We start from the raw sequence: 24,957 nt of genomic DNA on the forward strand, positions 1-24,957 counted from the left end.
TTATATTTAGTTAGATAAATTATTTGCTAAGATACAGGTGTATAAAAACAATGAAAGAGATTGTTGACCTGATATGAGCCTGCTTAATTTGGGAGAGTTAAGCAGGTTTTTTTTATTTATAATTCGCCGGACGGATTACGGCACATAAGGCCCTGCTCAATTCTGGAGATTTGAGTGGGGTTTTTCTTTTCTTATTGGTGGTGAATGTGTGGCAATTCTTACTTGGTTTTATCGTGGCTTGGGTTATTTGCAGCTGGTATACACATATCTACGTAGCAAATGAATGTGAGCGACTTGGTGGATTTTTCGTTGGTGAAAAAACTTATAAATGCATTGAAGTAAAGAAGCTGGATAAAGAAGAGCAAGACTGGTGATGTTTATGACAGACAAAGTACAAGCGAAACAAGACTTAGAATTTTGCAGTACTGAGCTGTCTAAGTATCAGAATCTCAGTCGGGCCGGGCTGACTCGAAATGAGTTACTGGCAATTGACGGCATCATGATTAAGCTGAAAGAGCGTATTAATAATTTACGGTTTACTTTGTATGGATGAAAAGGCTTATAAACTTTTCACCCAAAAAATCCCGCCAAAAAAGAAATCGCGTGTCAGACCCCTACCCAAAGCTGGTGAAAAATACCTAGAAGCATTCGATCGATTAAAAGAAATCTTGGATCGGATGGAAATCAAATACGAAGAATATTTTCACTTTAAAAGTACGAGGCACTGGCGTTTCGATTTGCACCTGGTTGGCTATCTCACATTAATTGAAATTGCTGGTGGGCCTTGGTCTGGTGGTCGAAAAGGTAAATTAGCCACAAAAGCCTGGAGTATAGATCGCTATGACCATGCTGAAGAAATGGGTTATCGATATCAGCGTTTTGAAACCAGTGACATCAACATGGGCCGTGCAACTACCTGGCTTAGAAATTTAAAGGCATCTTATGGAACAGTTCAGACCATTCCCGCCGACGGAGCTGATTGATCAGGCTGAGGAAGAGGAAGCCATTCGCTTGGCACCTGCGCCAGAGCTTAAAGAATGGGTCATGAATAACTGGCTTACTTTAGGTGGTGAGTTACATAACCCGGATCATGATCATATTGCTGAATTACTGCATGACAATGAAGAGTTCCTTGCATTCGCCTGGGCTTCATCTGCCGCCGTAGCGAAAAAACGTATGGTGCTGGGGCAATGTGAAAAGGTCATGTTTAACCAGGGCGGCTGGAAGAAAGCACGACAGGAACAGCAGATGCGGGACTGGTTTGGCTTTGTGCCTCAATACCTGATTACGGTTGATGCAGCATTCTGTGAACAGGCTTCGGATCGTGAATTCTGTCGACTGATTGAACATGAGCTATATCACATCGGAGTTGAACGGGATGAAGATGGGGAAATCATTTATAGCGATATGACCGGACTGCCTAAGCATTACCTGGCTGGCCACGATGTCGAAGTGTTCTTTGGTGAGACTAAACGGTGGGGTGCAGACGAATCTGTAAAACGGCTTCTGGAAATTGCCAGGAATGCGCCGTTTGTATCTGAAACAAATATTGCTGCGTGTTGTGGTAACTGTGTGATTGGTTGATTTTTTTGCCTAGTTACCCTTACGTACTCTTACAAAGGTGAGTTTATGGCAACCCTAAAAGAGCCTGTAAAAATGTTTATAGTTCAGTCTCTTGCCTGCTTTGAAACACCTCAACAAGTAGTAGATGCTGTAAGGGAGAGATATGGGATTGAAATTGATCGTCAGCAGGTAGCCTCTTATGATCCAACCAAAGCCACGTGCAGGGGAATCAGTAAGGCTTTAAAGAAGCTATTTGAGGATACGCGCAGAGACTTCAGAGCAAATATTGAGAATATTGCGATTGCAAATAAAGCGTTTCGGCTTATGGAGCTTCAAAAGATGTATGAAGACTCTGGCAAGAACAAACGCGCCAAGCAGAATTTACTCAAGCAAGCATTCCAAGAAACAGATGGCCGTGTGACAAAGCAAGAAATTACTGGTCCAGACGGCGGACCTATTCAGCAAGAAACTAAAAATCTTCCTCAATATACACCTGAACAGCTTGCTGGCATGACGGCGCAAGAGCTTTCGCGTTTAGCAATTAATGGCAAGTTATGACTTATGCAATCGAAGATATAGCGCCACTAATTAAAGAGTGGACGATCAATACGCGTCTGCCTGAAATTATTGAAGAAATGAAACGGCGTTATTACTACCGGATGCTGATAGAGCAGAATGAACTAAGTCGAGAAGCTGAAATCTACAGATGTAAGAATGATCCGGCTCATTGGTTTAATCACTGGGTATGGACTTATGATCCACGGGGTATGCCTTTTGGACTGCCAGCGAATATTCCTTTTGTTTTGCGTCCAGGTCAGGTCGAACTCGTTGATTGGCTGATTGAACGTGAAAGTACCCAGACCCATGGCTTAATTGAAAAAAGTCGTGATGAAGGGATGAGCTATGTAGTCCTGGGCTTTTATTTGCACCGGTGGTTATTCGTTGAAGGTTTTGCTGGTGGCGTCGGTAGCCGTAAAGAAGATCTGGTTGATAAGAAAGGCGATCCAAAAACGTTACTGCACAAATTCAGGGATATGTTTTCCAAGTTGCCGGACTGGATGAAGCCTAAAGGCTTTGTTGAGAAAGTGCATGACAACTACATGCGAATCATTAACCCGGACAACGGCGCAACCGTCACTGGTGAAGCTGGTGACAACATTGGCCGTGGTGGTCGTACCACAATGTACTTTCTGGATGAATGGGCATTTGTAGAGAGACAAGAAGCTGTAGACGCCGCAATCTCTCAAAACACCAACGTACACATCAAGGGATCCACTCCAAACGGTATTGGGGATAAGTTTCACCAGGATCGTTTTAGTGGACGTTACGCCGTATTCACAATGGCATGGCGTGATAACCCAGATAAGAATTGGCAGGTCGAATTTAATGGCAAGCTAATTCATCCCTGGTATGAAAAACAATTGGCCACACTAGACGATATTGTTTTAGCTCAAGAGGTTGATATTGACTATGCCGCCTCGGTAGAAGGTGTGTTGATTCCATCAGCATGGGTGCAAGCTGCAGTTGATGCTCATCTTAATTTGAATATTCAGCCTTCAGGCGAACGTATGGGTGCGCTTGATGTGGCAGATGAGGGTAAGGATAAAAACTCTTTTGCCGCACGTCATGGCATCGTACTGCAGTATTTGGATACTTGGTCAGGCGTTGGTGATGACATTTTTGGCACGACTCAGAAAGCTATTGATGCTTGTCTTGATCTACGTTTGAACTCGTTTTATTACGATGCCGATGGTCTTGGTGCTGGTGTACGTGGTGATGCCCGAGTCATTAATGAGCAAAACAGATCCAAAGGTATTCCGGAGATTGAAGCAAATCCATTCCGTGGCTCAGGCGCGGTACACAACCCTGAGCAGGAAATGGTGGAGGCGCGTAAAAACGTAGACTTCTTTGCCAATCTTAAAGCTCAGATGTGGTGGTCATTGCGTATCAGATTCCAGAATACTTATCGAGCCTTACAGGGTATGCAATATGACCCAGACAATCTTATTTCGCTCTCTGCCAAAGACATAAACAAGCATGAGCTTGAACAGCTCAAGCGAGAGTTATCACAACCCACTTATACAAAAAATGGTGCAGGCAAAATCCTAGTCAATAAGCAACCGGACGGGGCCTTGTCTCCAAACCGAGCGGACGGCGTCATGATTTGCTTTAGTGATATCAAGCCGCCTGAACGCTTAAGGCCGGGTGGAGGTGGCTCACGTAGTTTTTAATCAAGGTTTTTAATATGGCAAAATCCAAAAACAAGCAGAAAGAGACCAAGCCAAAAGCAGCAGGCTTGTTAACCGAAGTTGCTGTTGAAAAACTGGCATTCAGTATGGGGCGTGCGGCTGATGTTGATGAGGTTCTGCGCAAGGCTGGTGTTACCCGTCAGCGTTTATCTGTACTTATGGCTGACGATGAAATATCCCAAGCTATGGAAACCCGCCTTGACTCAGTCATTAATGCACCATGGCGATTCAAAGAAGATCACGGGGAGCAAACTGAGTTCTTAAAAGAGCAGGTTGCTTACTGGCACAATGAAATTATTACTGGTGCGTGGGAAGCGTGTCCATTTGGCTATTCAGTCATGGAGGCCAATTACAAGATTCTTGAGGGTGGTAGGTTCACACTCAATGGCATCCAGGTGAAGCCGCTTGAGTGGTTTGAACCAAAGAACAACGGCGAACTAATTTATCGTGAGCCACAGACCAATACAGAAATCAGTGTATTTCAGAAGTGGCCATTAAAGTTTTTCTTGACTCGACGCAAGCCCTCATTCAAGCAGCCTTATGGCGATCCATTATTGTCTAAGCTGTACTGGTTATGGTTCTTTAGAACAAACTCCACTAAGTTTTGGGTTAAGTTCTTGGAGCGATTCGGATCTCCGTTACTTGTGGGCAAGGTGGGTGGCAACAGTCGAACCCAAGATGATATTGATGCCATGACCTCGGCATTACTGAATGCTCACTCGCAGTCGGTTATTTCGATTGGATCTGAAGATGATGTAAATACAGTGGGTACAAACTTCTCGGGTGCCGGTAGTTCGGCATTTGAGGCATTTGATACTGTTTTAACGCGCCGTATTCAAAAGGTTGTATTGGGTCAGACGCTCACATCGGGAACTGATGGCACGGGGAGTCGCGCACTGGGTGAAGTGCATGAAAATGTACGCATGGATAAGCGTAACTCAGACTTACGCATGATCACCCCGACCTTTCAGGATATTGTCGATGCAATCTGTTATCTAAATGGATTTGAAAAGCACACGATCATTCTGGGTGGTGAGCAAGACCTGAATGTAAAAGTAGTTGAGCGCGACTTAAAGCTGAAAGAGTTGGGTGTTGATTTTACTGATCAGTATGTAATGGAGACTTATGGCATCAAGCCTGAGCACTTTAAAATGCGTTCAGAGCAGATTCCAGCTAATACTCAATTCACCGCTTTACCGCGTCAGGCATTCAGCTTTAAGGCATCAGCAAACAAGCTTTCACCAGAGCAGCAAGAAGTTGAAGAACTGACTGATGCACAGGATGAATTGCAGCTATTAAAACCGGATCAGGTCAAGGAATTGGTATTCAAGTCTGATGGCCCTGAAAGCTTGGCTTATAACTTGATGCAATTGATACCTGATGCAACTCAGACGCAATTCACGGCTAATCTAGATCAAGCTTTGTATGCAGCGGATGTGTTGGGGTATGTGACGGCGCAGAATGGGAAGTGAAGGCTAGTTTATCTTTGATCTTTAACTTAATATCCCTCTAAATTAAGGGGGATTTATGAGCACTAATAATTTAAAAAAAGGTTTAAAAAATGCAGTAATAGGAGTGGTAATTTTTTTGTCTTTTTATTTTTTGTTCGCTTTTTTTCTTAAAAGTGAATATCCATTAGCTGAGCATTCTTTTAATGGGAAAGATGCTTATGATACTTTCAAGGATGCAATAACCTTATTATCGCCATTTGTAATTGCCTATATCATTTATCATATATGGCATGCGCAAAAGGGAAAGGAAGTCATTGCGTTCGAGGCTAGAGAAATAATAAAGAACTTTCTTGAATACATAGTAGCCTTGGGAAAACTGTCTCATTTACCCCCAAAGATACACGAAGAACTTGTATCCGAAGTAGAAAATCTAAAAAGGTTAAAATCACAAGTAATTAGAGGTTTACACTATTTTACTGAGTGTATGGAAGATAAGAAACTTGAAAAGTATGTGGATGAATATGTCGATAAAGAGGCTTTGCTTGAGCAGGAAATGAATTTCATGAGTAGAAGGCTAGGACCAATTCAATTTAAGAAAGATATACAAGCGGCTGAACATCAAATTGAAGAAGTACTTAATTCTGCTGAAAAAGTAATTAGTGAAATAAAGCCCTATTCTACTTATCAAAAGAGATTTAAATTTAAATAAAGCCTTCTTGCTTCAGAGGGTTTTTAGTGAGTGTTACTTATGCAACCAGTCACATTCCTTGAGGCGCTTCGGTACGCTCATAGCAAAAAGATCGTGCTGCCTGATGAGTTTTATTCGATGGATCTAAAGACCCGGCAGATGGCAACTACGGTTAGCTTTCTATCGAGTCTTGAGCAGATTGAAACTGTCATCAAAGCGGTGAATAAATCGATTGCCGACGGCGGAACGTTTAACGACTTTCAAAAGCTAATTGCTGAATCTGAAATCATTCTGCCAAAGCATTACCTGGACAATGTATTCCGCACCAACATCCAAAGTGCTTACGGTCATGGCCGGTGGCAACAACAGCAACGAAATAAGGCCAAGCGACAATATCTGATGTACTCGGCAATCAATGATAGCCGGGTACGTCCTAGTCATTTGGCTCTGAACCGGATTGTATTACCGATTGATCATCCATTTTGGCTGACACATTATCCTCCCGTTGCTTTTCGCTGTAGATGCACATGCCTGGCCTTAACTGAAAAGCAGGCATTGAAATACGGTATTACACCAGATGATCAGTTGCCAGAAGTGGCTGAAGCTTTGGACTGGAGTTCTCATCCATTACAGTTTGGTGAACTAGAATCGCTGGTTGATAAAAAGATCAGTGCCTCAAGTCTGGATAAAGAATATCTCCTTGAGCAAAAGGAAGTTATTAAGGCTGAATGGACGGCGAGTAAAAAGCTCACCAGTCTATTTGCTCCGATGGATGATAAGGCTCGGGATCTGTTCGACACGGTGGCCAATACAGTGATTCCACTTGACCCAAGTATCAGACCCAGTGCGATCCGTACCTTTCTTGATTATGTACAGGGCAATGATGCTGCACTGACCAGCTACTTAAACTCTGCTACAAGCTCTCTGGCTGATGATGTACTTAAGCGCTGGCTGAGTACCGATATGGCAGGTATTCAGGCTGTGGCAAGCAATACGGCTTCTACCGTAGTAGGTGCTGCAACTCTTAATCAAGTAGCGGCTTATCAGGTAGGGCAAACACTTCAATTGAATGCGCCGTTGCTGATGGCTGATACAGCTTCAGATATCGTGATTAAGATTGAGAATGCTAAAGGCTTGGGTGTTGATCTGGATATGTTGAATGCTGGTAACGGTGTTCTCATGCCGATGGGGCTATCTTTTGAAGTGGTTTCGATTGAGTTGGTAGAAGGGCAGATGGTTTACACATTAAAAGCATTGGTGAATTAGATGTGTTGTAAAAATTGCTGTAGTTGCTCATGTAAAGCAAGCTCAGGTTATCAACCTGAGGCTAAACCTGAATATGTTCCACCACCGCCTTTAGTGCGAATTAATCCACCCAAAAAACCATAAATCAAATTCAACTTAAGCACCTTCGGGTGCTTTTTTTATTGGAGCATGAAAAATGCCAGATCCAAATGAAGAACGGCTGAAGTATTTATTCAATGCCTCGGCAATTGAGGTGCCAAAAGCCGAAGAAGGGCAGAAGCGGAAATTTAAAGGCACTGCTTATGCTGGTGGTCGTGTAGATGGTCACTGGTATTGGGGGCGCTCTGGTGTGGTGTTCGATCTTGATGGAATTGAGATTGATAAGCCAACAGCCTTACTTGAAGAACACTTTGGTTCAAGTCGAATCGGCGTTGTTCAAGCGGTAGATACAAACGGAAAGATTGATGTATCTGGTGATTTCCTTACGAATGCGAAAGCACAAGAGATTGTTCAAGACTCTGATGACGGTTTCCCATTCCAGATGTCGATGATGATTGATCCAGGATCCATTGAAGAAGTATCACAAGGCAAATCGATCACTGTAAATGGTCAGTCCTTTGAAGGCCCGATCACAATCTTCCGTCAAAACCGTATTCGTGAATTTACGATCTGTTCAACAGGTGCTGATCGTAATACATCAATTAAAGCCTTTTCGGGCAAAGCCAACCCAAACCCAACCAAAGAGGACACCAACGTGACCGAATTAGAACAGGCGCAAGCCAAAGCCAAAGCATTGCAAGATCAGGTTGATGCTTTGACCGAACAAAACAAACAATTTGCAGCTGCAAAACGTGAAGCTGAAATCAGTGCACTGGGTAAAGACCTAGGCAAAGAGTTTAGCGCTGAAGATGTTGAAGAAATGAAAAAGCTTGATGATTCTGCATTTGCATTCTCAGCCAAGCAGCTTCGTCAATTCTCAGCAGGTAATACACAGCCACCAGCTGGCCAACAGCCACAACAAGCACCAAGTGTGAATCCGGCATTTGCGCATTTGTTTAATCACCAGGCGAACGGTGGTCAGGGTGGTCAAGCTCCACAAGGCTCGGCTTTAGATCAGGCATTCAATCAGTTTATGGCAGCGCAGCAACAAGGAGCTAAATCATGAGCCAAGTATTAACAGGCACTATTGAAAATAAACAGCTAGTGGTCGGTGACGGCGTACGTACAGAAAATGCCAAAGTAAAAACTGCTACAGCATATAAGCGCGGCGATTTACTTAACGTAGATGCCAATAACGTTGCTGATCATCCTGTTGTCACTGAAGGTGTAGTAGGTGAATGGAATGCGATTGCTGTGTCAGATTTCAATGCAGAGCAATCTACTTACCATGCGGCTAATAATCTTGAGATGCCGATCTACGTGCAAGGTCCATTTGATATTGAAGTAGTTACAGTGAATGGAACACCTCTGACCACTGCTCAATATGATGCAGTACGTGCACAAGCATTAAAAAACAAAATCGAACTTCGAAAAGTTGTGGGGAACTAAGACATGAGTCAAACTTTTACATTTCAAAATGCACCAGTGGAATTACTGGATGTGCCACAGCTGGTATTACTGACTGATACCACTCAAAAGGTAGATACTTGGTTGATGGATCGCTTTTTCCCTCAGCGCGTGTCCTATACTAAAAAAGAGGTTCCGGTAGGTGAGCTGAATACAGCAACTCCACTTGCCCCGTTTGTGACTCCGACAGCAGCTGGTCGGCAGATCAAAGTGGGTGAATCTGGTAACGTGAAATTCGTGAAACCGGCTTACCTAAAACCAATGATGACGGTGATGCCGAGTGAAGTGCAGAATACTGCTTTGATTGCACGTTTACGTCAGTTCGGCGTAATTGCCACCGGTTCAAACCGCTTATCTGATGCGGATCTACTATTGATTGATCAGGCTCAAAAAGCTTTATATCTTCGTCAGTCAATTGAAAACCGAAAGCTATTAATTGCGCGTGATGTGCTTCTCTACGGTAAAACTACTTTTGCTTCTGCAGACTTCCCGATGTACGAAGTGGACTATGAGCGTAATCCAGCTTGTAACTACGCACCATTAATTAAATGGGGACAGGTTGGTGCTACTCCAGTGAAAGATTTTCAAGCCATGATTGACTTGTCTATCGAGCACTCAGGTACATCACCTATCATGGCTCTGACCACTTCTAAGGTATACAACACCTTAATCAAGGATCCAGAGTTCAAAGAAAAATTCATTGCGCCGTATGCTGGTATTAGCGTTCCACTAACTCCGACTTTCGATCAAGCTGATAAGCCCCAATTCCGTGGCACAGTGGATAACATTGAAATCTGGACTTATGACGTGAGTCACAATATGGGCGGCTCCTCTGATCGCTTTATTCCTGAAGACTTTTTTGGTCTTGTTTCGGATGCTAATGGATGGATTGCACATTGTGCATTGCAAAATGTTGAAGCATTTGGTCAAGCTCTGGAGTTCTATTTGGGTCAATGGCAGGAAAAGAATCCGTCAAGTATTCAACTACTGGCTGAATCTTCTCCACTTGCTGTTCCAAATAATAAGAATGGCTTAGTCGGCGGTCGCGGCTTCGTATAAGGGGAATAAAATGCCAAAGTACATCGCAAAACAATCGATCGGACACTTTCGTCCAGGTCAGGAAATAGAGGGGCTTGAAGCTAAACAACTTCAGGCCCTTTTAGTATCTGGGGCTATTGAAGAATATCAAGAGCTGGAAGAACCTAAAGCAGATGGTAACGCCGCACGTTTAGCCGAGCTTGAAAAGGCAAATGCTGAGCTGACAGCAGCAAATAAAACCTTAACTGAAGCCAATCAGGCCGCAGTTGCTGACAAGGCCAAATCTGATCAAGAAGTTGCTGATCTGAAGGCTAAGGTGGCTGAGCTTGAAAAGGCAAAGTCTGCTGCAAAACCTAAAGCAGATCCAAAGCCTGCTGACGAAACCAAATAGGTGATCTATGTATGCGACTGAAGAAGATTTGGTCGCACGATTTGGGGCTTCAATTGAGAACCTGAAATTGATGTATGAAGATGCAGCAAAAGGTTCTCAAGCAATTAATGATGCAATCCAGGATGCAATGGAGGAGATTAACGGTCATATCGGTGGTCGTTATCCTTTGCCGCTTCCCAATGTGCCGAGTAATTTAAAGCGTATGGCGTGTGATATTGCACGCTACCGCCTTCATTTTGAGCAGCCAACCGATGAGGTGCGACAGCGTTATGAGGATGCAATTGCATTCTTAAAATGTGTGGCTGACAACAAAGCACATTTGCAGATTCAGTTACCTGAAACAAACCAGATCGTGGATGACCAACCTAAAGGACGACCTTCAACGGCGCCAGTCGGTACTTCATATACCGGTGGTGTATTTGGAGATTCTATTCTGGATCAAATGCCCAGCATGAAGTGAGGTGTTTATGGCTTTCGCAATAACCATTCAAGCTGATAGTTCACCTATTGAAGCAGTGCTTAAGCAATTAGGTAGCTTTGACTCATTAAAGGCTCAGTTATTTGATGAGATCGGTGCTGGGCTTGTGAATAGTGTTCAGAATCGATTCTTAACAGGTACTGATGTTGATGGTATTCCATGGAAGATTTCATGGCGTGCACGTATGCAGGGTGGCGAGACGCTGCGCGATACTGGCCGCCTAATGAATTCCTACACACACAATGTTCTTTCAAGCGGTGTGGAGGTGGGTACAGATGTTGCGTATGCACCCCATCTGCATTATGGCGCAACAATCCTACCCAAGAATGGCCAATACATCACCTTTGCAGTGGGTGGCCAATATCGGAAAGTTAAGCAATCCATTATTCCACCTCGGACTCAACTCGGTCTTGATGCGGAAGATGAAGTCATGGTTTTGGATATTGTTGGGAGTTTTATAGATGAGCACCTTCTTCGCGGTACGTGATGAGATTGCAGAAAAGCTGAAAGAAATTCCTGAATTTCTAAAGATCTATACGCCGTTGAATTCAGTCAGCGTAACAGAGATGTCACAAGTCACGCCATCTGCACATGTCAATTTTGTTCGTATCGACAAGAAAGCCAGTGCGGGTCGTGGAAGTATCAATCAGATCGGTCAGCAATGGGCGGTTACGGTTGCATGCCGCAATGCTCAATCTCAGATGACTGATGGACGTGCTGTAAGTGATGAAGCCGGGCTTTTGACTGAAAAAGTTATTCAACTTCTGTCAGGCTGGCAGCCTCAAGCATCGCGTACTGCACTAGATTTCATATCAGTTCGAGATGGGTATAGTCCAGGCTTTGCATACATCACTATTATTTTTGAATCACAGAAATTTATTTAGGAGCCAGTCATGGCAAAACAATACAAGGCAACTCAGCCTGTCGGTCGCTTTAAAAAAGGTGATGTAGTCGGCGGGCTGGATGATGCTCAAATTAAAAAATTACTGGCAGATGGTGTGATTCAGGAAGTACCTGAAGCTAAAGCTGCTCCAGCCAAGAAAACCACAGGGGATCAAAAGTAATGGCTAAAGAATATATCTCGTTGCAGGGTAAATTCTATTTATCCAAGCTAACCAATGGTATTGCTGGCGCTATGCGTCATCTGGGCAACGTGCCCGATTTTGAGCTTGAGATTGGTGCAGATGTTATTGAGCATCAAGAGTCAACATCGGGCAATCGCACAACCGACTTCACGATGGTAAATACAACTTCTGTGAATTTCTCTGGAACACTTGAAGAAGTAGACAAAGACAATCTGGAGTACATCGTATCTGGTACCAACTCTGAAGTTACAAGCAAAGCGATTGCTGATGAATCACTAGGTACTGTGGTTGCTGGTCAGGAAATCCAATTAAAGGGCTACAACTTATCAGAAGTGACCTTTAAGGACTCAACCAGCGGCACACCAAAAACACTTACTGATGATCAGTACACCGTGGATGCTAAGTTTGGCACTGTGATCTTCCATGATGTAGCAGACCTAGCGATGCCGATCCTAGCCACCTATACAACAGGTGCTGTAACACATACCACTTTGGCAAATAACTTCAATGAAGAATATGAGTTGTTCTTCAAAGGGGTGAATACAGCAAATGGTAAGCACATGGCTGTGCGCTTATGGCGAACTAAAAAGTCACCTGAAACTACTTTCCCATTAATTCATGAAGAATTGGGTCAGTATGAAATCTCTGGTCAGGCTTTATCGGATGTAGGCAAAGAAACAGACCCAACACTTGGCTTGTATGGTCATATCGTAACGATTCCGGCAGCTACAGCACCTTAACCCATATAGGCACAAAGAACTCCACGGCGCATTAGCGTCTTTTTTGTGCCTGCCTTATAGTAATAAGTCTTAAAACATTTAAGATGAAACTTAATAAATAGTAAAAAATAAAGATTATGTAATCTTTTGTTATTCTAATTTTCATCTGATGGGGATATAAAAGATATTCAGTTCATGTTAAGAATAAAACTGCTATGAATAAAATAGAAATATTTGTCTCCATCCTAGCCGTAATAATTATTTCTACTATTATTTATCTTGTGTGTCAGCCAGTTAACTAATTAAGAGCCTCCTTCGGGAGGTTTTTGATAGATGGGATTTTTAAACTTGTTATCTAAAATTAATATTGAATGAGAGCCAAAATAGCTAAACACAACTTTACAAATTTACCTTCCTAGACGTTAGATAAATTTGAAAAGTGATGTAAAGTGACGCCCTTAACGCAAGGGGATATTATGAAAAATTTAGGCCTATTATTTTTTATTATGATTTTAGCGGGTTGCGGACACAGAGAATCTAACGGTCAGCAACCTGATCTAGAAACAATCAAGAAAGAACAGCTTGAATTTGCAAAAGAAGCCACTAAAGAATTCATTCCCAATCCTGATTCAGCTAAGTTCCGCAATCAAGTCGGGGATTGTGGGGAAGTTAGCTATAAGGAAGTAGGCGGCACAGATATTGATTTCCAGCGTTTCATTGTGCTTGAAAAGAATATAGTGCTTGTAGAAAATCAGATGGATCCAAAGCAATTTGAGCTTTCATGGAAAAGCTCCTGCACACCAAGTTGGAATAAATAATTATAAGGCCCTCATTTGAGGGCTTTATTTTATTCATCAGATGATTCTGATTTCTGGTCTTTACCATCTCCATATTCTAGAGCCACTTGTTGTGCTTCAGCTGCAGCAGTGGCTTCTATTGGAATCGAGTCAGCTGCGATAGCAACGGTACCGGTAAATCCCATTAAAGCTAAGATTAGAATTTTCGAATACTTTTTCATTTGAATTTCCTCTACGTTTCTAAGACTTAATTTCAGTGTAGAGAATGATTTAAATCGTGGATGTAGCAGCTATGTCGGGATATGTAAGATATTCAGGTCTAAAGTTATAGGTTTCTAGGTTTGCGTAAGAATGCTTTTCAGTTGAAACTTTTTGTTGAGTTGCTTAACGAAATGTTTGAATGCTTCAGTAGGTAGCTACACTCTAAAGAAACTTCCCTAACTTCTAAATCTTTGTAACATCCAATAATTTTTTTGTAATCTTTATGTTATAAATTGTTTGCTTTGCTTATCATATGAATGATGAAAAGTGGAGCACCGAAAATGCTAACAAAAACAGAAATCATTGTTGTCATACTAATGGTACTAGCCTTAATTTTCATCGTGTATGAAATGGGACAAGGTGGTAGTTGGACTTTATAGAATTCAGCCTTTATCAAAGTTAAAAGAAAAGCACCTTCGGGTGTTTTTTTAATGCATAAAATTTATCTCAGGATCCCGCAATGAATGATTTTTTCTTAGCAACTAATCGAAGCATTCCATTTGATGATATTGAAGTTCGTCAGATTCAGATAAAAGACTTTGACACCTGGGCAATGCATGCTGAAGTGTTGAAAAACTTCATCAAAGGTCAAAATCATTCAGATGAAATTTTGACACAGTTATTTAAAGCTCATGGTGTACAGGTCATTTCGACTATGGCATGCGTCACTGATCTGGACAACGAATCACTGGTAGAACTTGCTGCTGATGAGCAGGGATTTAAAGAGCTACTTAAGGCGGTACTTCTGATCAACCAAGCTTACTTCAAATACGAAAAGCCTAAACGTGGCATTAAAAAGAAAGATGACTCCACCTGGTTTGATTCATTCCAGTTTCTGGTATCAATGGGCCACCAACACAGCGAAATCATGCAGATGACCTACGGTGCATTCCAAGGCTACGTTAAGGCAGCAAACAAGATGTACAAGCAGGGAATCTTTAATAACGCCGTTGCAGCACGTGTCGCTCAATCAGACAAAAAAGGCTTTGAATCATTTAAAAAAGAAATGGTCTCTGATTGATCAAGCATCTCCCTAAAGTTATGATGTGAAAATAACTATTTAGGGGGTTAGTGTGAAAAAATTATTATTAGCTTTATGTTTGGTGTCGGGGTTCGCATATGCAGATAGAACAACCACTAGCATCCGTACACCATCTGGTGATTTGGTAAGAATTGGGGATAGTCATCAAGCACTGAAGGATAAATTGGAAGTAAGCAAGCCTAGATTTTATGTTCTTGAAGATGGAAGACTTCACTGTGCAGCTACCGAATATGTAAAACAGGTAGATTTACAGGAATATACCGTCATTTTATGTCGAGATAGAATTGTGAAAATCTTATGGCGTAATCTTTAAGCGAGATATCAAATGAAGTATTTAATTATTGGTATCTTAGTTCTGGCCTCCGGTATGTTTTATTTCATGTATCAGAGCAATAAGGCATCAGCTGAAAGATTACAACAGGCTGAAATTGCTCATCAGCAAAAATTAGAGCAGGAAAAAATTGATGCTGCAAACGCTGCCAAGTCTGCTGCAGAAAAGAAAGCTCAAGCTGAATTAGATCGCATTAAGCTTAATGAGGCTAATCAAAAGGCAGAACAGGATAAAGAGCGCGCTCAAATTGAAGTTGCCGCCCAAAAGGTTAAAGATGGCTTAATAGATTCCGATTCAGCTAAATTTAGAAATCAAAAGGGTAGTTGTGGTGAGGTAAACGCCAAAAACAGAATGGGTGGATATACAGGCTTTTCGCGCTATATCTACTTCCCAGAAGATAAGAGTGTAATCATTGAGTCTGATGCAAAAGATGCAATATTTACACCTCAAATAATGGACAGACTTTGGTCTTCCAAGTGTAGTTAACAAAAGCACCTTCGGGTGGTTTTTTAGTACCAAAAAAGCAAAAAGCCCGTGACTCGTAATCATGGGCTTTTTTGTTTCCAACCCAAAAGGATTAAAAACCATAAATGAGCGACAAGGATAACAAATTTTCATTAAAGTTTCTAGGAGCAACAATGGAAGCAATGAACTTAAAACCAGAGAATTTTGTGAAAGTATTTTGGCACTTGGCCTTTATTGCAGTTTTTATAATGGCTGCATCTTTCCTGATACAGGTCGCCAAATTTTACTTAGGAATGTAATTGTGAATTCAATTAAATAAAGCCGACCCAATAAGAGGTCGGTTTTTTTATATCTGCTGCGCCTCTAGGCGCTTTTTTAGTACCTAAAATTTAGAGGTCAGCATGTCTGGTAAGAATTTAACATTTAAGCTGGTGATGGATGCGGATACAAAAGCTTTTGTTTCCAATATGCATCAGTCAGAGAAAGCAGCAAAGGATGCATTTGCAGCACTTAAGAATGGATCAGCCAGTGTTGTAGGTGATACCAATAGTGCAACAAAAGAGGTAGATCAGCTTGGCAACCAATCTCAAGAGACAGCTCAACAAGTAAAGCAGCTTGATAAAGAATTAGAAGCAGCATCACAAGAGTTACAACAAACAGAGCAGGCTTCAAAAGGTGCGTCAGGGGAGTTGCAGGGCTTAAAAACCGGCTTTAATGCTCTAACCGGGGCTTTAGCTGCTCTCGGTATTGGCACCACGGCAATGGAAATTGCACAGACTGCCGATGAGTATAAAAACCTATCTGGTCGTCTATCAATAGCAATTGGAGAGCATGGCAATCTACAAAAAGCCATGGATGATGTTAAAAATGTCGCCATTAATACCAACTCTAATTTAACCGCAACTGGTGATCTATATTCTCGACTAACCAAGATTGGCCAAGAGATGAAGTGGCCGCAAGAACAGGCGCTTTCTTTAACTGAAACAATTAACAAAGCCATTCAGGTGGGCGGTGGATCTGCCGCATCCAATGAAGCAGCTATTACTCAACTTAACCAAGCATTAGGCTCAGGTGTACTTCGCGGTGATGAATTCAACTCGATCATGGAGCAGTCGCCACGATTAGCTCAAGCGTTGGCTGATGGGCTTGATGTAACCACCGGTAAATTGCGCGAAATGGCTGGTGAGGGGAAGCTTACAACTGATGTTGTAACAAAGGCTTTATTAAGCCAAAGCGAAGCAATTAGTGCTGAATTCGCTAAATTCCCCACAACAATCGGTGCATCAATTGAAAATCTTAAAACTGCATGGACGGTTTATATTGGTGAGGCGGATGCTGCTACTGGTGCAAGCTCTAAAGTTGCAGAAGCTATTAAGTTTGTTGCTGAAAACTTGGATACGATTGTCTCTACGTTGATGTTGGCTGGTCAGGCATTTGTAGCATATAAGGCTCTAAACATCGGTCTAATGTTCTTGGATAAAGCGAATAGCGTTAAAGCTGCATCATTAGCTATTACTCAAGAAACCACCTCGGTTGTAGCCAATACGCAGGCGCAAATAGCGAACGCTAACGCAACTAGAGCAACTGCTGTGGCTAAAGGGCAGTTAGCAACATCTGCAGCAACAGCTACTGCCTCTGCTGGTACAAGCCTAATGGGCTTGGTAGGCCGTCTAGGCACCTTGGGCATTGCTATTACCTCACTCGGTGTGATGGGTGTGGCTATTGTCGGTATGCTTACCCCACTCGGAGAGTGGATGGGTGAAGCTGCCGCAAAAGCAATGGGTTATGGCGAAGCTATTGAGAAACTAGAGAAACAGCAACTTCTCGAAGCAGCTCAAGCTAAAGTGGCGGCCGAAATTAAGGCAGAGCAGGCAGCTGCCGCAGAGAAAGCCAGAGATAAGACCTACCAATTAACAGAAGAATCAAAAAAGCTTATTACAGCGTTTGATGAGTTAATTAAAAAAGGCGAGTCAGTAACCGATTCACTCGAAAAGCTTCAAGATGCTTTGGTGTTTGATTCCACAAAAGGTATTAATGATTCAGTAACAGCCCTAGTGGTACTTGAGCAGCAGGGAAAGATAACCGCTGAACAACTCAAGGTATCGCTTAAAGCTGCAATGGCAACTGAAGACCTTGTGGTGTTCTCAGCAAATGCAAAGGCTGCTTTTGCTGGTACTTCTTTTGAAGCTCAGAAGATGGCACTCATTGCTGAACAAGCAATGATCTTGGCTGTGGAGCGTACCGGATATAGTTTCGAGCAACTCCAAGGAAAAGGGTCGGCAGCATCAAGATCACTAATAAATGATATTCAAACCATTATTGGTAGTCTTGATGAACTAAAGCGCCAAGGTCTTGATACCGCTTTTGCACTCAACCAATCGATCAGCAAGGCAGTCAATGGTGCTGAAACTATTCAGCAACTTGGTGCTATCCGAAGCCAAATCAACAGCCTTAAGAGTGAGCTTGGTGAAACTGTAGTGAATGGGCTTTTGCAGCAAGTGGAAGCTCAGGCATTCAATATTAATCGCCAACTTGATGAGATGACAGCAGGCGTCAACTCTGTAAATGAGGCCTTTTCGATATTTGGTTTGCGGTCTCGTGATGAAGCCAAAATAATGGCTGCTGAATATAAAGCGGCATATGAGGTTTTGCTTAAAAGTGGTCAGGCTTCAACTGATCAACTTCAGCAAGCATTCAGGAAATATGCCGATGTAGCCATTCAAGCCAATGGCGGTATCGTGGATGGTTTTACTAGATCTCAAGCCTCAGCTTTGGATTTAGAGGTTCAGGTAGATGAGACTGGGAAAACTGCGATCAAATCCATGGATGAATGGGAGAAATCCAATCACCGTGTTAAAGATTCTGCACGTGGTATTGCGGATGGCTACCGTCATGCTGGCCAAGTAGGAAGAGAGGAAGCTAAAACAACCTCTGAAGCCTGGGCTGATGCAGTCAACAAGGCCAAAGGCGATTTTGATAAGGCCATGAAGCAGCAAAGCAAGGCGCTTGGTAGTCTTGATGACTACGATTCTTATAACAAGAATGACGTTATTGCTATGCTGAAGTCGGAGGGATATGACGATGCACAAGCCAAAAAACTGGCTGGCAATATCTGGTCACAAGCCATGGAAGCTGATCGTGATGCCAAGATGGCCAGTTATGGCAATAGTGGTATTGGTGGAATGGATACCATGATTCGTCAAGCATTTGATAATGCAGCAGCCAAGGGCATTACCACTCAGCACGGCACCAATAAGATTAATGAGTTGATGCGCAGTATCAATGTGGCTTCAACCGGTTCCAACCTGAATGACTATGCGCCGTCTATTCCTTCTGTGCCATCAACTAAAGATTATGGTAAGGGTGGTGATAGTGTGAATTACAACATTCAATTCGGAGGTCAAACCCTATCCCTGACAGGCGATGCAAGCCAAAAGGATGTGATGACCAGTTTGGTAAACCAATTAAAAGGTATAGCGAAATCAACATGAAACTAATTCGCTTAGCAACATCCGAAACCGTCCCATTAGAGGACGGTTTTTTATGGCCTGATGAATTTTCATGGAAGGCTATTGAACAGAATCAGGCCTATGCCATGGATGGAACTTTGCATATTCAGGAAGGCAAAAAGAAATCTGGCCGGCCAATTACCTTACAACCGGCAGATCCGCAGATGGGCTGGATCAGGTTGCGTGAACTACGGACTGTTTTGGAATGGTCCAGGCTGCAAGGTGAAAATTTCAGACTGCAGTTTGAACAGCCGCATGACAACCGACAATTCAAAGTCAAATTCAATCACCAGGATGGGGCTTTAGAAGCTGCACCGGTAAAAGGAATTCCAGCGGTATCACTGGATGATTATTTTAATGTGACCTTGCGCTTTACGGAGTTGAACGATGGCGATTGAAACCAAAGATTTAGTGATCTACAAGTCTGAACGCTTGACGGATAACTTGGATGGCGGTGGTAAATACTCAGGTGTAGTAGTCCAGGATGGCATTAGCAACAACCTGTTCAATGATGTGTCTGAGATGGATCGGACCATGGGTGATGTCTCCATGCGCAAGGTCTTTCCTGCAGTTACCACAGAAGATACCGATCTATTGATGGGTGCCACGGTTTTTGTGTCTGAGTTGCCTGCGGATCCAAACGTATCAGCATTGCTTTTTAGCACCAAGAACTGGACTGATGAACGCCAGTCTGCTCAAAACCGGGTGGAAAACTACTTGGCCAAAGGTGGTCAGATTGCCGGTACACCACTAGACACGCATTGGCAGGGCATGTCATCGCTTCAAACTGCAATGTGGCCACAAGAAGTTGAAGCATCGGTGGGCGACACGATTGTTCTGATTAGTGATGAAGGTAAGGCCTTAGAGCGTGAGCAGTATGTACGGATTACCAAGGTTGAAACCCGTACTGCAATCATGGTCATCGATGGTAAAAATGTTGAATACAAGGTTGCCACGTATTCCTTGAATGATGCTCTTGAGGTTGACTTTGTCGGATTATCAGCACGCCAATGGTACAACGGTGAAAAATCCAAAACCATCATCCGCGATACCATTGTTGCGGATACTGGTCTGTATTACTCATCGACTGCGTTGGCTTCTGAAGCCAATGTGGGTGAATTCACGGTAAATGCCAAAAGTATCTTTGCTCAACTCATCCCATCTGCCCAGACTGAAACCCCGATCATTGATGTGAACGCTGCCGGTGAAAGTGTGGTGCTGGTCGCAGGCAATGAAGGCACCATTACTGTTAATTATCCAAATATGGTGATTGGTGTCAGCCAAAACCTGTATATCGGTTCTGCGGTGATTCCATCTAGCGTGGCGTTTACATTACAAGGGCAGCAGATCACTGATCAGGGTGGATTGCTTAAAAATACTCAAGGCACTCAGGTTGGCACGATTGATTATCAGCGTGGTTTGATTCAGTGGACTGCAGCAGCACCGGCTGGAACTGTAAGTCTGAATATTACTTTTAAACCAGCAGCTGCACCGAATCAGTATTACCAGAGTCATGCCATTCCGGTGACTCAAAATAACCAAAGCACCAACTGGACCGGAGTTTTAATTCCAATTCCTGCACCTGGTGCACTTTCGATTTCATACATGTCGCAGGGTAAGTTCTATGAGCTTAAAGATGATGGTTCAGGCCAGTTAAAGGCTGCCAGTCCATCTTTTGGTTCAGGCATGATCAGCTATGAAACTGGGTCATGGTTACTCACCACAGGTGCCTTGCCGGATGTGGATACGCCGATCCTGCTGAACTGGGGGACACCGATTGCAACCTATCAACGAGCTGATTTACCTGTGCTGCCTGCAAAAATTCCATTTGAACTGGATCATCAGGCAGTGGCAGCAAATAGCCTGACGATCAGCTGGATGCTAAATGGTGTGGTCAAGTCAGCAACATCGAATGCAATGGGAAATTTAACTGGTGATGCAACTGGTTTTGTGAATAGTGCTCTGGGTATTGGTGAAATCATTCCAAATGAGTTACCGCAAAAAGGTGTGGTGTTTACCATCACTTACGATTATGGAGACAAGAAAGAGCAGGCGGTACCGCCAGTTATTCCAAACGCAAGTCAACAGATCAATTTTACCGTAGGAACCGGCAATGAATTGCAGCCAAACTCTGTGATGCTAGAGATTCCATTAACTTCAAATCTAGGCGATCAAGTCACACTGGTTGTTGTGGATGATGGTCTTGGGAACCTGAAGGACGGCTTTGGTACAACACAGGGCACAATCAATTACACAACTGGTGCTGTGGTGATGACCCCAAGTGTCGTTACAGGCTACTTCTATGAAAAAGAGGAGGTTAAGCCAGTGGTAAATAGTGCAACTGCCGCGACCGTTAAAATTGACTCTAGTAGCAGTTCTGGGTCCTCATCAGCAATCCCATCAGTAACCGGAACCGCTGTAACGCAATACAAAATGCAAGTCAACCCGTGGGTTGGCTATGTTTCAGCATAATAGGTGAAATTATGACAATTTATCAGTCGCAACCAAGTAATGTGGTGCTTTCAAGTACAACATATAAAGCCTATAGCGAAACTACTGGGATTAAGGCGCATTATCGAGATACATCGGGTACCAATAGCTCAACCGAAACTGTGCAAGCAGATGCAATGAAATTTGATCTCACCTATGGCTTTAGTGAGCAGATTTTATCCGGATCGGTGCGCTTTAAACTCGGCGACAGCACCTTCATTGATCGAGATGGTTTGATTTATCGTGATATCAATCCGAGCAATGGTAGTGGTATTCAATCGGGTTTAATTCGCCTTGGCACTGGTGAAATTGAACTGAGCTCATGGACACCAGGGCAAACCAACTCATTAACACTGGAGTCCTTGATTACCACAACCGATCTACCGCCAATCAATAAGATCAGCTTTAGAACACCAATCATTCCGATCCGGCCACAATCCTTAACTGTGGTTGTGGGTACCATTGAATTTGGTCAGCTCACATTAACGGCTGATGAAAATGGGGTGATCGAAACCAGCCGGGCGCATGGTCAGGTCAATTGGGATAATGGCTTTGTGACGATTTACTTCTACACCAAAACCAAAATCACTGAGGCCAATCGAGCAGAGATTGAGGCCAAGGACTGGTATGACCCGCTGCTTGAATATGATGACTTAGATGGACGATATATCAATGTTCCAGTCTGGGTGGATGCTTCATCCGTACGCTATAACGCAGTGGCTTACACCTACATTCCGCTAGATTCTGAAATTCTAGGTCTGTCTGCTACACGCTTGCCGATCGATGGTCGGGTGCCAATCTTCCGGGTTGGCGGTATTGGAATCGTCAGTTCAAGCAAAGCGCAAGAGCTGCCAAGTGCGATTGCTGGAACTACATACGATCTGAGTGACCAGCGTATTTCATGGGCTGAACTTGAAGATACCAACGGAACGAAAGTCGCTTTCGATTTGTACACAGTCGATTATGACTATGGCCGCGTAACATTGGGCGGTGACTTCGTCCTAGGTAATCTGGTTGCACCACTCACAGTCAAATACCGCTATCAGGATATGGGTTTGATTCGTGATGTGCAGATCAATGGCCAGCTGACGTTCACCAAGCCTTTAACGCATAACTATGATGCTGTCGATACTATAATTGGTTCTGCTTTGGTAATTGGTGACATGCAGGCGCGTTACACACGCAAGTTTGTGCAAGGTTCGTGGAGTAATGCCTGGGCAGATGAACCAATTTCAGGAATTCTAGCCAACTATAACGACTCACTTTATCCACTTCAGGTCACCAATAAAGGCGCTATTCAAGAACGCTGGGCATTGATCTTCACCGATGCGCAGTCATTCCGCTGCGTTGGTGAGTATTCCGGCCAGATTGGTACTGGTACAACCAATGCAGACTATGCACCGATTAACCCGGTAACAGGTGTGCCATACTTCATAATTAAAAAGGAAGGCTGGGGGGCTGGCTGGGCAAATGGTAACGTCCTGCGCTTCAACACCGTGGCTGCAAACTTTCCAGTCTGGGTAATTCGCACCGTGAAGCAATCCGAGCCTACTGTTATTTCGGATCAGTTCCAGATCATGCTGCGTGGTGATATTGATCGGGTTGTTTAAAATTTCAATCAAATATGGCCGCTTTATGCGGTCTTTTTTATGGATAAATAAAAATGGTCGCAAGTACAGATATCAAATTTTATGTGCATACCAATAACAATGCACCACAACTGCAAAATGCTTATGGCTCGATGATTAATGTGCTAGATGCCTGCCTGATAAATGGTATCAATATTGGCACAGTGTCATCACTTACAGCGACAGGCACCACAGTCACGGCATTGTTCAGCTCAGCTCATAATTTAATGCAGTATCAAGTGATTAAAATCACAGGAGCAAACCAGTCAGAGTTTAATGGTGAGCATCGAATTTTAACTGTGCCAAATACACAAAGTGTCACGTTTGAGCTTGCAGCAGGGCCGAGTGCAACTACTGCCACAGGTACAATCACAGCATCATTACCTTCACTGGGATGGGAAAAACCTTTTAGTAGTACAAGTGCAACAGGTGGAAAAGGGGCATACCGATCCAAAAATACGTTATTACCAAGCCGACCATTTTTACGTGTTGTCGATGAGCTTGATCCTGCGTATACAGCAAATTATGCGAAATATGCAAAAGTCGGCATTGTAGAAGATATGACTGATATTGATACGATGTTGGGTGTGCAAGCACCATTTGACGCTGTAAATCCAAACAAGAATTGGATTGGTGTAGGTACTGGATCATCAGCTATTAATGGTTGGTCAAAATGGTATTATGCAAGCAATGCAATCAACTCAGGTGATTCATCACCACCAACGACCAGTATTAAGCAATGGTTATTAGTAGGGAATGGTGATTTCTTTTATATCCTGCCCAGCCATGTGCAGTCGCGAAACCATGCCATACTTTATGGCTTTGGGTGTTTTGAGCGAGTTCTAGTGGCTGATATTAGTAACAATTTTTTAATATCCACATACCGTTCGATCGGGGTCGGGAATACTGCGTATAGAGGATCATACACGGGCGGTGTATCAAATGGGGTAAATGCAAAGTTGCTTTTGCAACGTAATTATTTGCAAGAAGCTAAGCCTGCCGAGGCAAACTGCGAGGCATTAAGCATTAAAGGGCAAGGAGCCCTTAGCTCTGGTGCCGCAAACTATTTAGCAGTAGCTACAGATGACGTGCTCTTCTCACCAGTTTTTATTAATGAAAATATATTTCGAGGAAGATTGCCACTCATTCATTGGGTTTATAGGGTTGAGCCAATTCCACATAAGGTGCTTTTCACAAAAAATAATGAAATTTTTATAGCGCATCTTGTGGAAGTTGAGAGCAGCAATTTTGGTGAAATTGTAATTAAAGTGGGGGATTTATGAATAATTTTAAGCCTATTTTAGCTCTCACAGGATCGACGGCAACAAGGTCATCGGGCGTCGGCTTGGAAATCCGTGGCACAATTAAGGAGGTGGGAGGGGGTATCCCATGCCGAGTTCGACTTTTTGAAAAACTAAGTGGCTTATTGGTTGCTGATATTGCAACAGATAGCGCGGGAAATTATAGATTCTCACAGTTAATGAAAATACGTTTTTTTATTGTTGCCCACCATCCAGCTACTCAATTCAATGCAGTCATTCAAGACAATGTGGTGCCTAAATGAGCAAAACATCAATCAACGCACAGCTTGCCATGATTCAAGCCTTTGCAAATTTCATGGATAGCGGCAGTCAAAGTGCTGCCGTTATTTTTTATGAGGGTGTGCAGCCTTCCAGTCCTGCTATTACTGCAGATCAAAATAATGCCTTGGTAACACTAACATTTCCCGAGCCATGCATTAAAGAAATTACCGCCAGTTATGTGGAGCTACAACCAACTGATACCGCTACCGTAATCAAAGCAGGAACCACTACATGGGCACGTATTTTTAACGGTGCTGGCGAAGTGGCTGCCGATCTGACCGTAGGTACCGATATTAGCTTGGCGAATACCAATCTTGCATTGGGTGGCACACTATCCATCACTTCGATAAAACTCAGACCTTAAAATAAAAGGGTGCT

At 43.1% G+C, this 24,957-nt stretch carries 30 protein-coding genes and 1 pseudogene; 30 read left to right on the top strand and 1 reads right to left on the bottom strand.

The window, feature by feature from the left end:
• The first annotated feature begins 206 nt into the window (after positions 1-206).
• The 19 genes from FTU90_RS10620 to FTU90_RS10710 all read left to right on the top strand — a co-directional run bounded on the left by FTU90_RS10620 (position 207) and on the right by FTU90_RS10710 (position 13,291).
• A complete protein-coding gene (locus FTU90_RS10620) occupies positions 207-374 on the top strand; it encodes a hypothetical protein (RefSeq protein ID WP_180072605.1) in 168 nt (55 codons plus the stop codon).
• A 5-nt stretch (positions 375-379) separates the two neighbouring features.
• Positions 380-553 carry a hypothetical protein gene (locus tag FTU90_RS10625; protein ID WP_180072607.1) on the top strand — a complete coding sequence of 58 codons (174 nt, stop codon included), beginning with the start codon at positions 380-382 and terminating at the stop codon, positions 551-553.
• Positions 546-983, top strand: a complete 438-nt coding sequence (locus FTU90_RS10630; protein WP_180072609.1) for a hypothetical protein — start codon at positions 546-548, stop codon at positions 981-983. Before FTU90_RS10625 ends, FTU90_RS10630 begins: the two co-directional genes overlap by 8 nt.
• Entirely contained in the window at positions 943-1,584 is a 642-nt protein-coding gene (locus FTU90_RS10635) for a putative metallopeptidase (RefSeq protein ID WP_180072611.1), read from the top strand. The genes FTU90_RS10630 and FTU90_RS10635 overlap by 41 nt, the downstream gene beginning before the upstream one ends.
• A gap of 45 nt (positions 1,585-1,629) precedes the next feature.
• On the top strand, positions 1,630-2,121 hold the full coding sequence (locus FTU90_RS10640; RefSeq protein WP_180072613.1) for a DUF2280 domain-containing protein: 492 nt from the start codon (positions 1,630-1,632) through the stop codon (positions 2,119-2,121).
• Positions 2,118-3,794: a terminase gene (locus FTU90_RS10645; protein ID WP_180072615.1), complete on the top strand. Its 1,677-nt coding sequence runs from the start codon at positions 2,118-2,120 to the stop codon at positions 3,792-3,794. The genes FTU90_RS10640 and FTU90_RS10645 overlap by 4 nt, the downstream gene beginning before the upstream one ends.
• Positions 3,795-3,808: 14 nt before the next feature.
• Complete coding sequence (locus FTU90_RS10650) at positions 3,809-5,284, top strand: DUF935 family protein (protein WP_180072617.1); 1,476 nt, start codon at positions 3,809-3,811, stop codon at positions 5,282-5,284.
• A 55-nt stretch (positions 5,285-5,339) separates the two neighbouring features.
• Positions 5,340-5,972, top strand: a complete 633-nt coding sequence (locus FTU90_RS10655; RefSeq protein ID WP_180072619.1) for a hypothetical protein — start codon at positions 5,340-5,342, stop codon at positions 5,970-5,972.
• A gap of 39 nt (positions 5,973-6,011) precedes the next feature.
• Positions 6,012-7,217 (top strand): phage minor head protein, encoded by a 1,206-nt coding sequence (locus FTU90_RS10660; protein ID WP_180072621.1) that lies wholly within the window; start codon positions 6,012-6,014, stop codon positions 7,215-7,217.
• Between the two features lie 175 nt (positions 7,218-7,392).
• Positions 7,393-8,361, top strand: a complete 969-nt coding sequence (locus FTU90_RS10665) for a hypothetical protein (protein WP_180072623.1) — start codon at positions 7,393-7,395, stop codon at positions 8,359-8,361.
• The gene (locus FTU90_RS10670; RefSeq protein ID WP_005097146.1) at positions 8,358-8,744 is read left to right on the top strand and encodes a hypothetical protein; all 387 of its coding nucleotides are present in this window, start codon (positions 8,358-8,360) and stop codon (positions 8,742-8,744) included. The genes FTU90_RS10665 and FTU90_RS10670 overlap by 4 nt, the downstream gene beginning before the upstream one ends.
• Positions 8,745-8,747: 3 nt before the next feature.
• Entirely contained in the window at positions 8,748-9,821 is a 1,074-nt protein-coding gene (locus FTU90_RS10675; protein WP_180072625.1) for a major capsid protein, read from the top strand.
• 10 nt (positions 9,822-9,831) lie between these two features.
• Complete coding sequence (locus FTU90_RS10680; protein WP_180072627.1) at positions 9,832-10,191, top strand: hypothetical protein; 360 nt, start codon at positions 9,832-9,834, stop codon at positions 10,189-10,191.
• 7 nt (positions 10,192-10,198) lie between these two features.
• On the top strand, positions 10,199-10,651 hold the full coding sequence (locus tag FTU90_RS10685; RefSeq protein ID WP_180072629.1) for a gp436 family protein: 453 nt from the start codon (positions 10,199-10,201) through the stop codon (positions 10,649-10,651).
• A 7-nt stretch (positions 10,652-10,658) separates the two neighbouring features.
• Positions 10,659-11,156 (top strand): phage virion morphogenesis protein, encoded by a 498-nt coding sequence (locus tag FTU90_RS10690; RefSeq protein WP_180072632.1) that lies wholly within the window; start codon positions 10,659-10,661, stop codon positions 11,154-11,156.
• Complete coding sequence (locus FTU90_RS10695) at positions 11,131-11,553, top strand: hypothetical protein (protein ID WP_004646451.1); 423 nt, start codon at positions 11,131-11,133, stop codon at positions 11,551-11,553. The genes FTU90_RS10690 and FTU90_RS10695 overlap by 26 nt, the downstream gene beginning before the upstream one ends.
• A gap of 9 nt (positions 11,554-11,562) precedes the next feature.
• The gene (locus tag FTU90_RS10700; RefSeq protein WP_171509103.1) at positions 11,563-11,733 is read left to right on the top strand and encodes a hypothetical protein; all 171 of its coding nucleotides are present in this window, start codon (positions 11,563-11,565) and stop codon (positions 11,731-11,733) included.
• On the top strand, positions 11,733-12,494 hold the full coding sequence (locus FTU90_RS10705; RefSeq protein WP_159137881.1) for a hypothetical protein: 762 nt from the start codon (positions 11,733-11,735) through the stop codon (positions 12,492-12,494). Before FTU90_RS10700 ends, FTU90_RS10705 begins: the two co-directional genes overlap by 1 nt.
• A 455-nt stretch (positions 12,495-12,949) precedes the next feature.
• Positions 12,950-13,291: a hypothetical protein gene (locus tag FTU90_RS10710; RefSeq protein ID WP_004730163.1), complete on the top strand. Its 342-nt coding sequence runs from the start codon at positions 12,950-12,952 to the stop codon at positions 13,289-13,291.
• 29 nt (positions 13,292-13,320) lie between these two features.
• Here FTU90_RS10710 and FTU90_RS10715 read toward each other — a convergent pair whose 3' ends face one another.
• Positions 13,321-13,491 carry a hypothetical protein gene (locus tag FTU90_RS10715; protein WP_180072634.1) on the bottom strand — a complete coding sequence of 57 codons (171 nt, stop codon included), beginning with the start codon at positions 13,489-13,491 and terminating at the stop codon, positions 13,321-13,323.
• Between the two features lie 500 nt (positions 13,492-13,991).
• On the opposite strand from FTU90_RS10715, the gene FTU90_RS10720 reads away from it, so the two are divergent.
• From FTU90_RS10720 to FTU90_RS10770, 11 genes and pseudogenes are all read left to right on the top strand, one after another.
• Positions 13,992-14,552, top strand: a complete 561-nt coding sequence (locus tag FTU90_RS10720; RefSeq protein ID WP_180072636.1) for a hypothetical protein — start codon at positions 13,992-13,994, stop codon at positions 14,550-14,552.
• 52 nt (positions 14,553-14,604) lie between these two features.
• Positions 14,605-14,886 carry a hypothetical protein gene (locus FTU90_RS10725; RefSeq protein ID WP_180072638.1) on the top strand — a complete coding sequence of 94 codons (282 nt, stop codon included), beginning with the start codon at positions 14,605-14,607 and terminating at the stop codon, positions 14,884-14,886.
• Between the two features lie 12 nt (positions 14,887-14,898).
• Positions 14,899-15,390 (top strand): hypothetical protein, encoded by a 492-nt coding sequence (locus tag FTU90_RS10730; RefSeq protein WP_081273081.1) that lies wholly within the window; start codon positions 14,899-14,901, stop codon positions 15,388-15,390.
• A 104-nt stretch (positions 15,391-15,494) separates the two neighbouring features.
• Complete coding sequence (locus FTU90_RS10735) at positions 15,495-15,668, top strand: hypothetical protein (protein ID WP_171255725.1); 174 nt, start codon at positions 15,495-15,497, stop codon at positions 15,666-15,668.
• A gap of 102 nt (positions 15,669-15,770) precedes the next feature.
• Positions 15,771-18,860 (top strand): tape measure protein, encoded by a 3,090-nt coding sequence (locus FTU90_RS16115; protein ID WP_257222409.1) that lies wholly within the window; start codon positions 15,771-15,773, stop codon positions 18,858-18,860.
• A complete protein-coding gene (locus FTU90_RS10745; protein WP_180072640.1) occupies positions 18,857-19,276 on the top strand; it encodes a hypothetical protein in 420 nt (139 codons plus the stop codon). The genes FTU90_RS16115 and FTU90_RS10745 overlap by 4 nt, the downstream gene beginning before the upstream one ends.
• Positions 19,266-20,667 (top strand): annotated as a pseudogene (locus FTU90_RS10750) (hypothetical protein); the annotation flags it as partial. The gene FTU90_RS10745 and the pseudogene FTU90_RS10750, both read left to right, overlap by 11 nt.
• A 694-nt stretch (positions 20,668-21,361) precedes the next feature.
• Positions 21,362-22,978: a hypothetical protein gene (locus tag FTU90_RS10755; protein WP_180072642.1), complete on the top strand. Its 1,617-nt coding sequence runs from the start codon at positions 21,362-21,364 to the stop codon at positions 22,976-22,978.
• 53 nt (positions 22,979-23,031) lie between these two features.
• A complete protein-coding gene (locus FTU90_RS10760; protein ID WP_180072644.1) occupies positions 23,032-24,279 on the top strand; it encodes a hypothetical protein in 1,248 nt (415 codons plus the stop codon).
• Complete coding sequence (locus FTU90_RS16120; protein WP_257222411.1) at positions 24,276-24,560, top strand: carboxypeptidase regulatory-like domain-containing protein; 285 nt, start codon at positions 24,276-24,278, stop codon at positions 24,558-24,560. Before FTU90_RS10760 ends, FTU90_RS16120 begins: the two co-directional genes overlap by 4 nt.
• On the top strand, positions 24,557-24,943 hold the full coding sequence (locus FTU90_RS10770; protein ID WP_180072646.1) for a hypothetical protein: 387 nt from the start codon (positions 24,557-24,559) through the stop codon (positions 24,941-24,943). Before FTU90_RS16120 ends, FTU90_RS10770 begins: the two co-directional genes overlap by 4 nt.
• The last annotated feature ends 14 nt before the right edge of the window (positions 24,944-24,957 follow it).

It is taken from the genome of Acinetobacter sp. YH12200 (assembly GCF_013418175.1).
GTDB classification, from domain to species: domain Bacteria; phylum Pseudomonadota; class Gammaproteobacteria; order Pseudomonadales; family Moraxellaceae; genus Acinetobacter; species Acinetobacter pseudolwoffii.

What these genes read in the sequence shown, in the direction of transcription:
- FTU90_RS10625 (WP_180072607.1), top strand. Translation starts at nt 380, where the DNA reads ATGACAGACAAAGTACAAGCGAAACAAGACTTAGAATTTTGCAGTACT.
- FTU90_RS10630 (WP_180072609.1), top strand. Translation starts at nt 546, where the DNA reads ATGGATGAAAAGGCTTATAAACTTTTCACCCAAAAAATCCCGCCAAAA.
- FTU90_RS10635 (WP_180072611.1), top strand. Translation starts at nt 943, where the DNA reads ATGGAACAGTTCAGACCATTCCCGCCGACGGAGCTGATTGATCAGGCT.
- FTU90_RS10640 (WP_180072613.1), top strand. Translation starts at nt 1,630, where the DNA reads ATGGCAACCCTAAAAGAGCCTGTAAAAATGTTTATAGTTCAGTCTCTT.
- FTU90_RS10645 (WP_180072615.1), top strand. Translation starts at nt 2,118, where the DNA reads ATGACTTATGCAATCGAAGATATAGCGCCACTAATTAAAGAGTGGACG.
- FTU90_RS10650 (WP_180072617.1), top strand. Translation starts at nt 3,809, where the DNA reads ATGGCAAAATCCAAAAACAAGCAGAAAGAGACCAAGCCAAAAGCAGCA.
- FTU90_RS10655 (WP_180072619.1), top strand. Translation starts at nt 5,340, where the DNA reads ATGAGCACTAATAATTTAAAAAAAGGTTTAAAAAATGCAGTAATAGGA.
- FTU90_RS10660 (WP_180072621.1), top strand. Translation starts at nt 6,012, where the DNA reads ATGCAACCAGTCACATTCCTTGAGGCGCTTCGGTACGCTCATAGCAAA.
- FTU90_RS10665 (WP_180072623.1), top strand. Translation starts at nt 7,393, where the DNA reads ATGCCAGATCCAAATGAAGAACGGCTGAAGTATTTATTCAATGCCTCG.
- FTU90_RS10670 (WP_005097146.1), top strand. Translation starts at nt 8,358, where the DNA reads ATGAGCCAAGTATTAACAGGCACTATTGAAAATAAACAGCTAGTGGTC.
- FTU90_RS10675 (WP_180072625.1), top strand. Translation starts at nt 8,748, where the DNA reads ATGAGTCAAACTTTTACATTTCAAAATGCACCAGTGGAATTACTGGAT.
- FTU90_RS10680 (WP_180072627.1), top strand. Translation starts at nt 9,832, where the DNA reads ATGCCAAAGTACATCGCAAAACAATCGATCGGACACTTTCGTCCAGGT.
- FTU90_RS10685 (WP_180072629.1), top strand. Translation starts at nt 10,199, where the DNA reads ATGTATGCGACTGAAGAAGATTTGGTCGCACGATTTGGGGCTTCAATT.
- FTU90_RS10690 (WP_180072632.1), top strand. Translation starts at nt 10,659, where the DNA reads ATGGCTTTCGCAATAACCATTCAAGCTGATAGTTCACCTATTGAAGCA.
- FTU90_RS10695 (WP_004646451.1), top strand. Translation starts at nt 11,131, where the DNA reads ATGAGCACCTTCTTCGCGGTACGTGATGAGATTGCAGAAAAGCTGAAA.
- FTU90_RS10700 (WP_171509103.1), top strand. Translation starts at nt 11,563, where the DNA reads ATGGCAAAACAATACAAGGCAACTCAGCCTGTCGGTCGCTTTAAAAAA.
- FTU90_RS10705 (WP_159137881.1), top strand. Translation starts at nt 11,733, where the DNA reads ATGGCTAAAGAATATATCTCGTTGCAGGGTAAATTCTATTTATCCAAG.
- FTU90_RS10710 (WP_004730163.1), top strand. Translation starts at nt 12,950, where the DNA reads ATGAAAAATTTAGGCCTATTATTTTTTATTATGATTTTAGCGGGTTGC.
- FTU90_RS10715 (WP_180072634.1), bottom strand. Translation starts at nt 13,491, where the DNA reads ATGAAAAAGTATTCGAAAATTCTAATCTTAGCTTTAATGGGATTTACC.
- FTU90_RS10720 (WP_180072636.1), top strand. Translation starts at nt 13,992, where the DNA reads ATGAATGATTTTTTCTTAGCAACTAATCGAAGCATTCCATTTGATGAT.
- FTU90_RS10730 (WP_081273081.1), top strand. Translation starts at nt 14,899, where the DNA reads ATGAAGTATTTAATTATTGGTATCTTAGTTCTGGCCTCCGGTATGTTT.
- FTU90_RS10735 (WP_171255725.1), top strand. Translation starts at nt 15,495, where the DNA reads ATGAGCGACAAGGATAACAAATTTTCATTAAAGTTTCTAGGAGCAACA.
- FTU90_RS16115 (WP_257222409.1), top strand. Translation starts at nt 15,771, where the DNA reads ATGTCTGGTAAGAATTTAACATTTAAGCTGGTGATGGATGCGGATACA.
- FTU90_RS10745 (WP_180072640.1), top strand. Translation starts at nt 18,857, where the DNA reads ATGAAACTAATTCGCTTAGCAACATCCGAAACCGTCCCATTAGAGGAC.
- FTU90_RS10755 (WP_180072642.1), top strand. Translation starts at nt 21,362, where the DNA reads ATGACAATTTATCAGTCGCAACCAAGTAATGTGGTGCTTTCAAGTACA.
- FTU90_RS10760 (WP_180072644.1), top strand. Translation starts at nt 23,032, where the DNA reads ATGGTCGCAAGTACAGATATCAAATTTTATGTGCATACCAATAACAAT.
- FTU90_RS16120 (WP_257222411.1), top strand. Translation starts at nt 24,276, where the DNA reads ATGAATAATTTTAAGCCTATTTTAGCTCTCACAGGATCGACGGCAACA.
- FTU90_RS10770 (WP_180072646.1), top strand. Translation starts at nt 24,557, where the DNA reads ATGAGCAAAACATCAATCAACGCACAGCTTGCCATGATTCAAGCCTTT.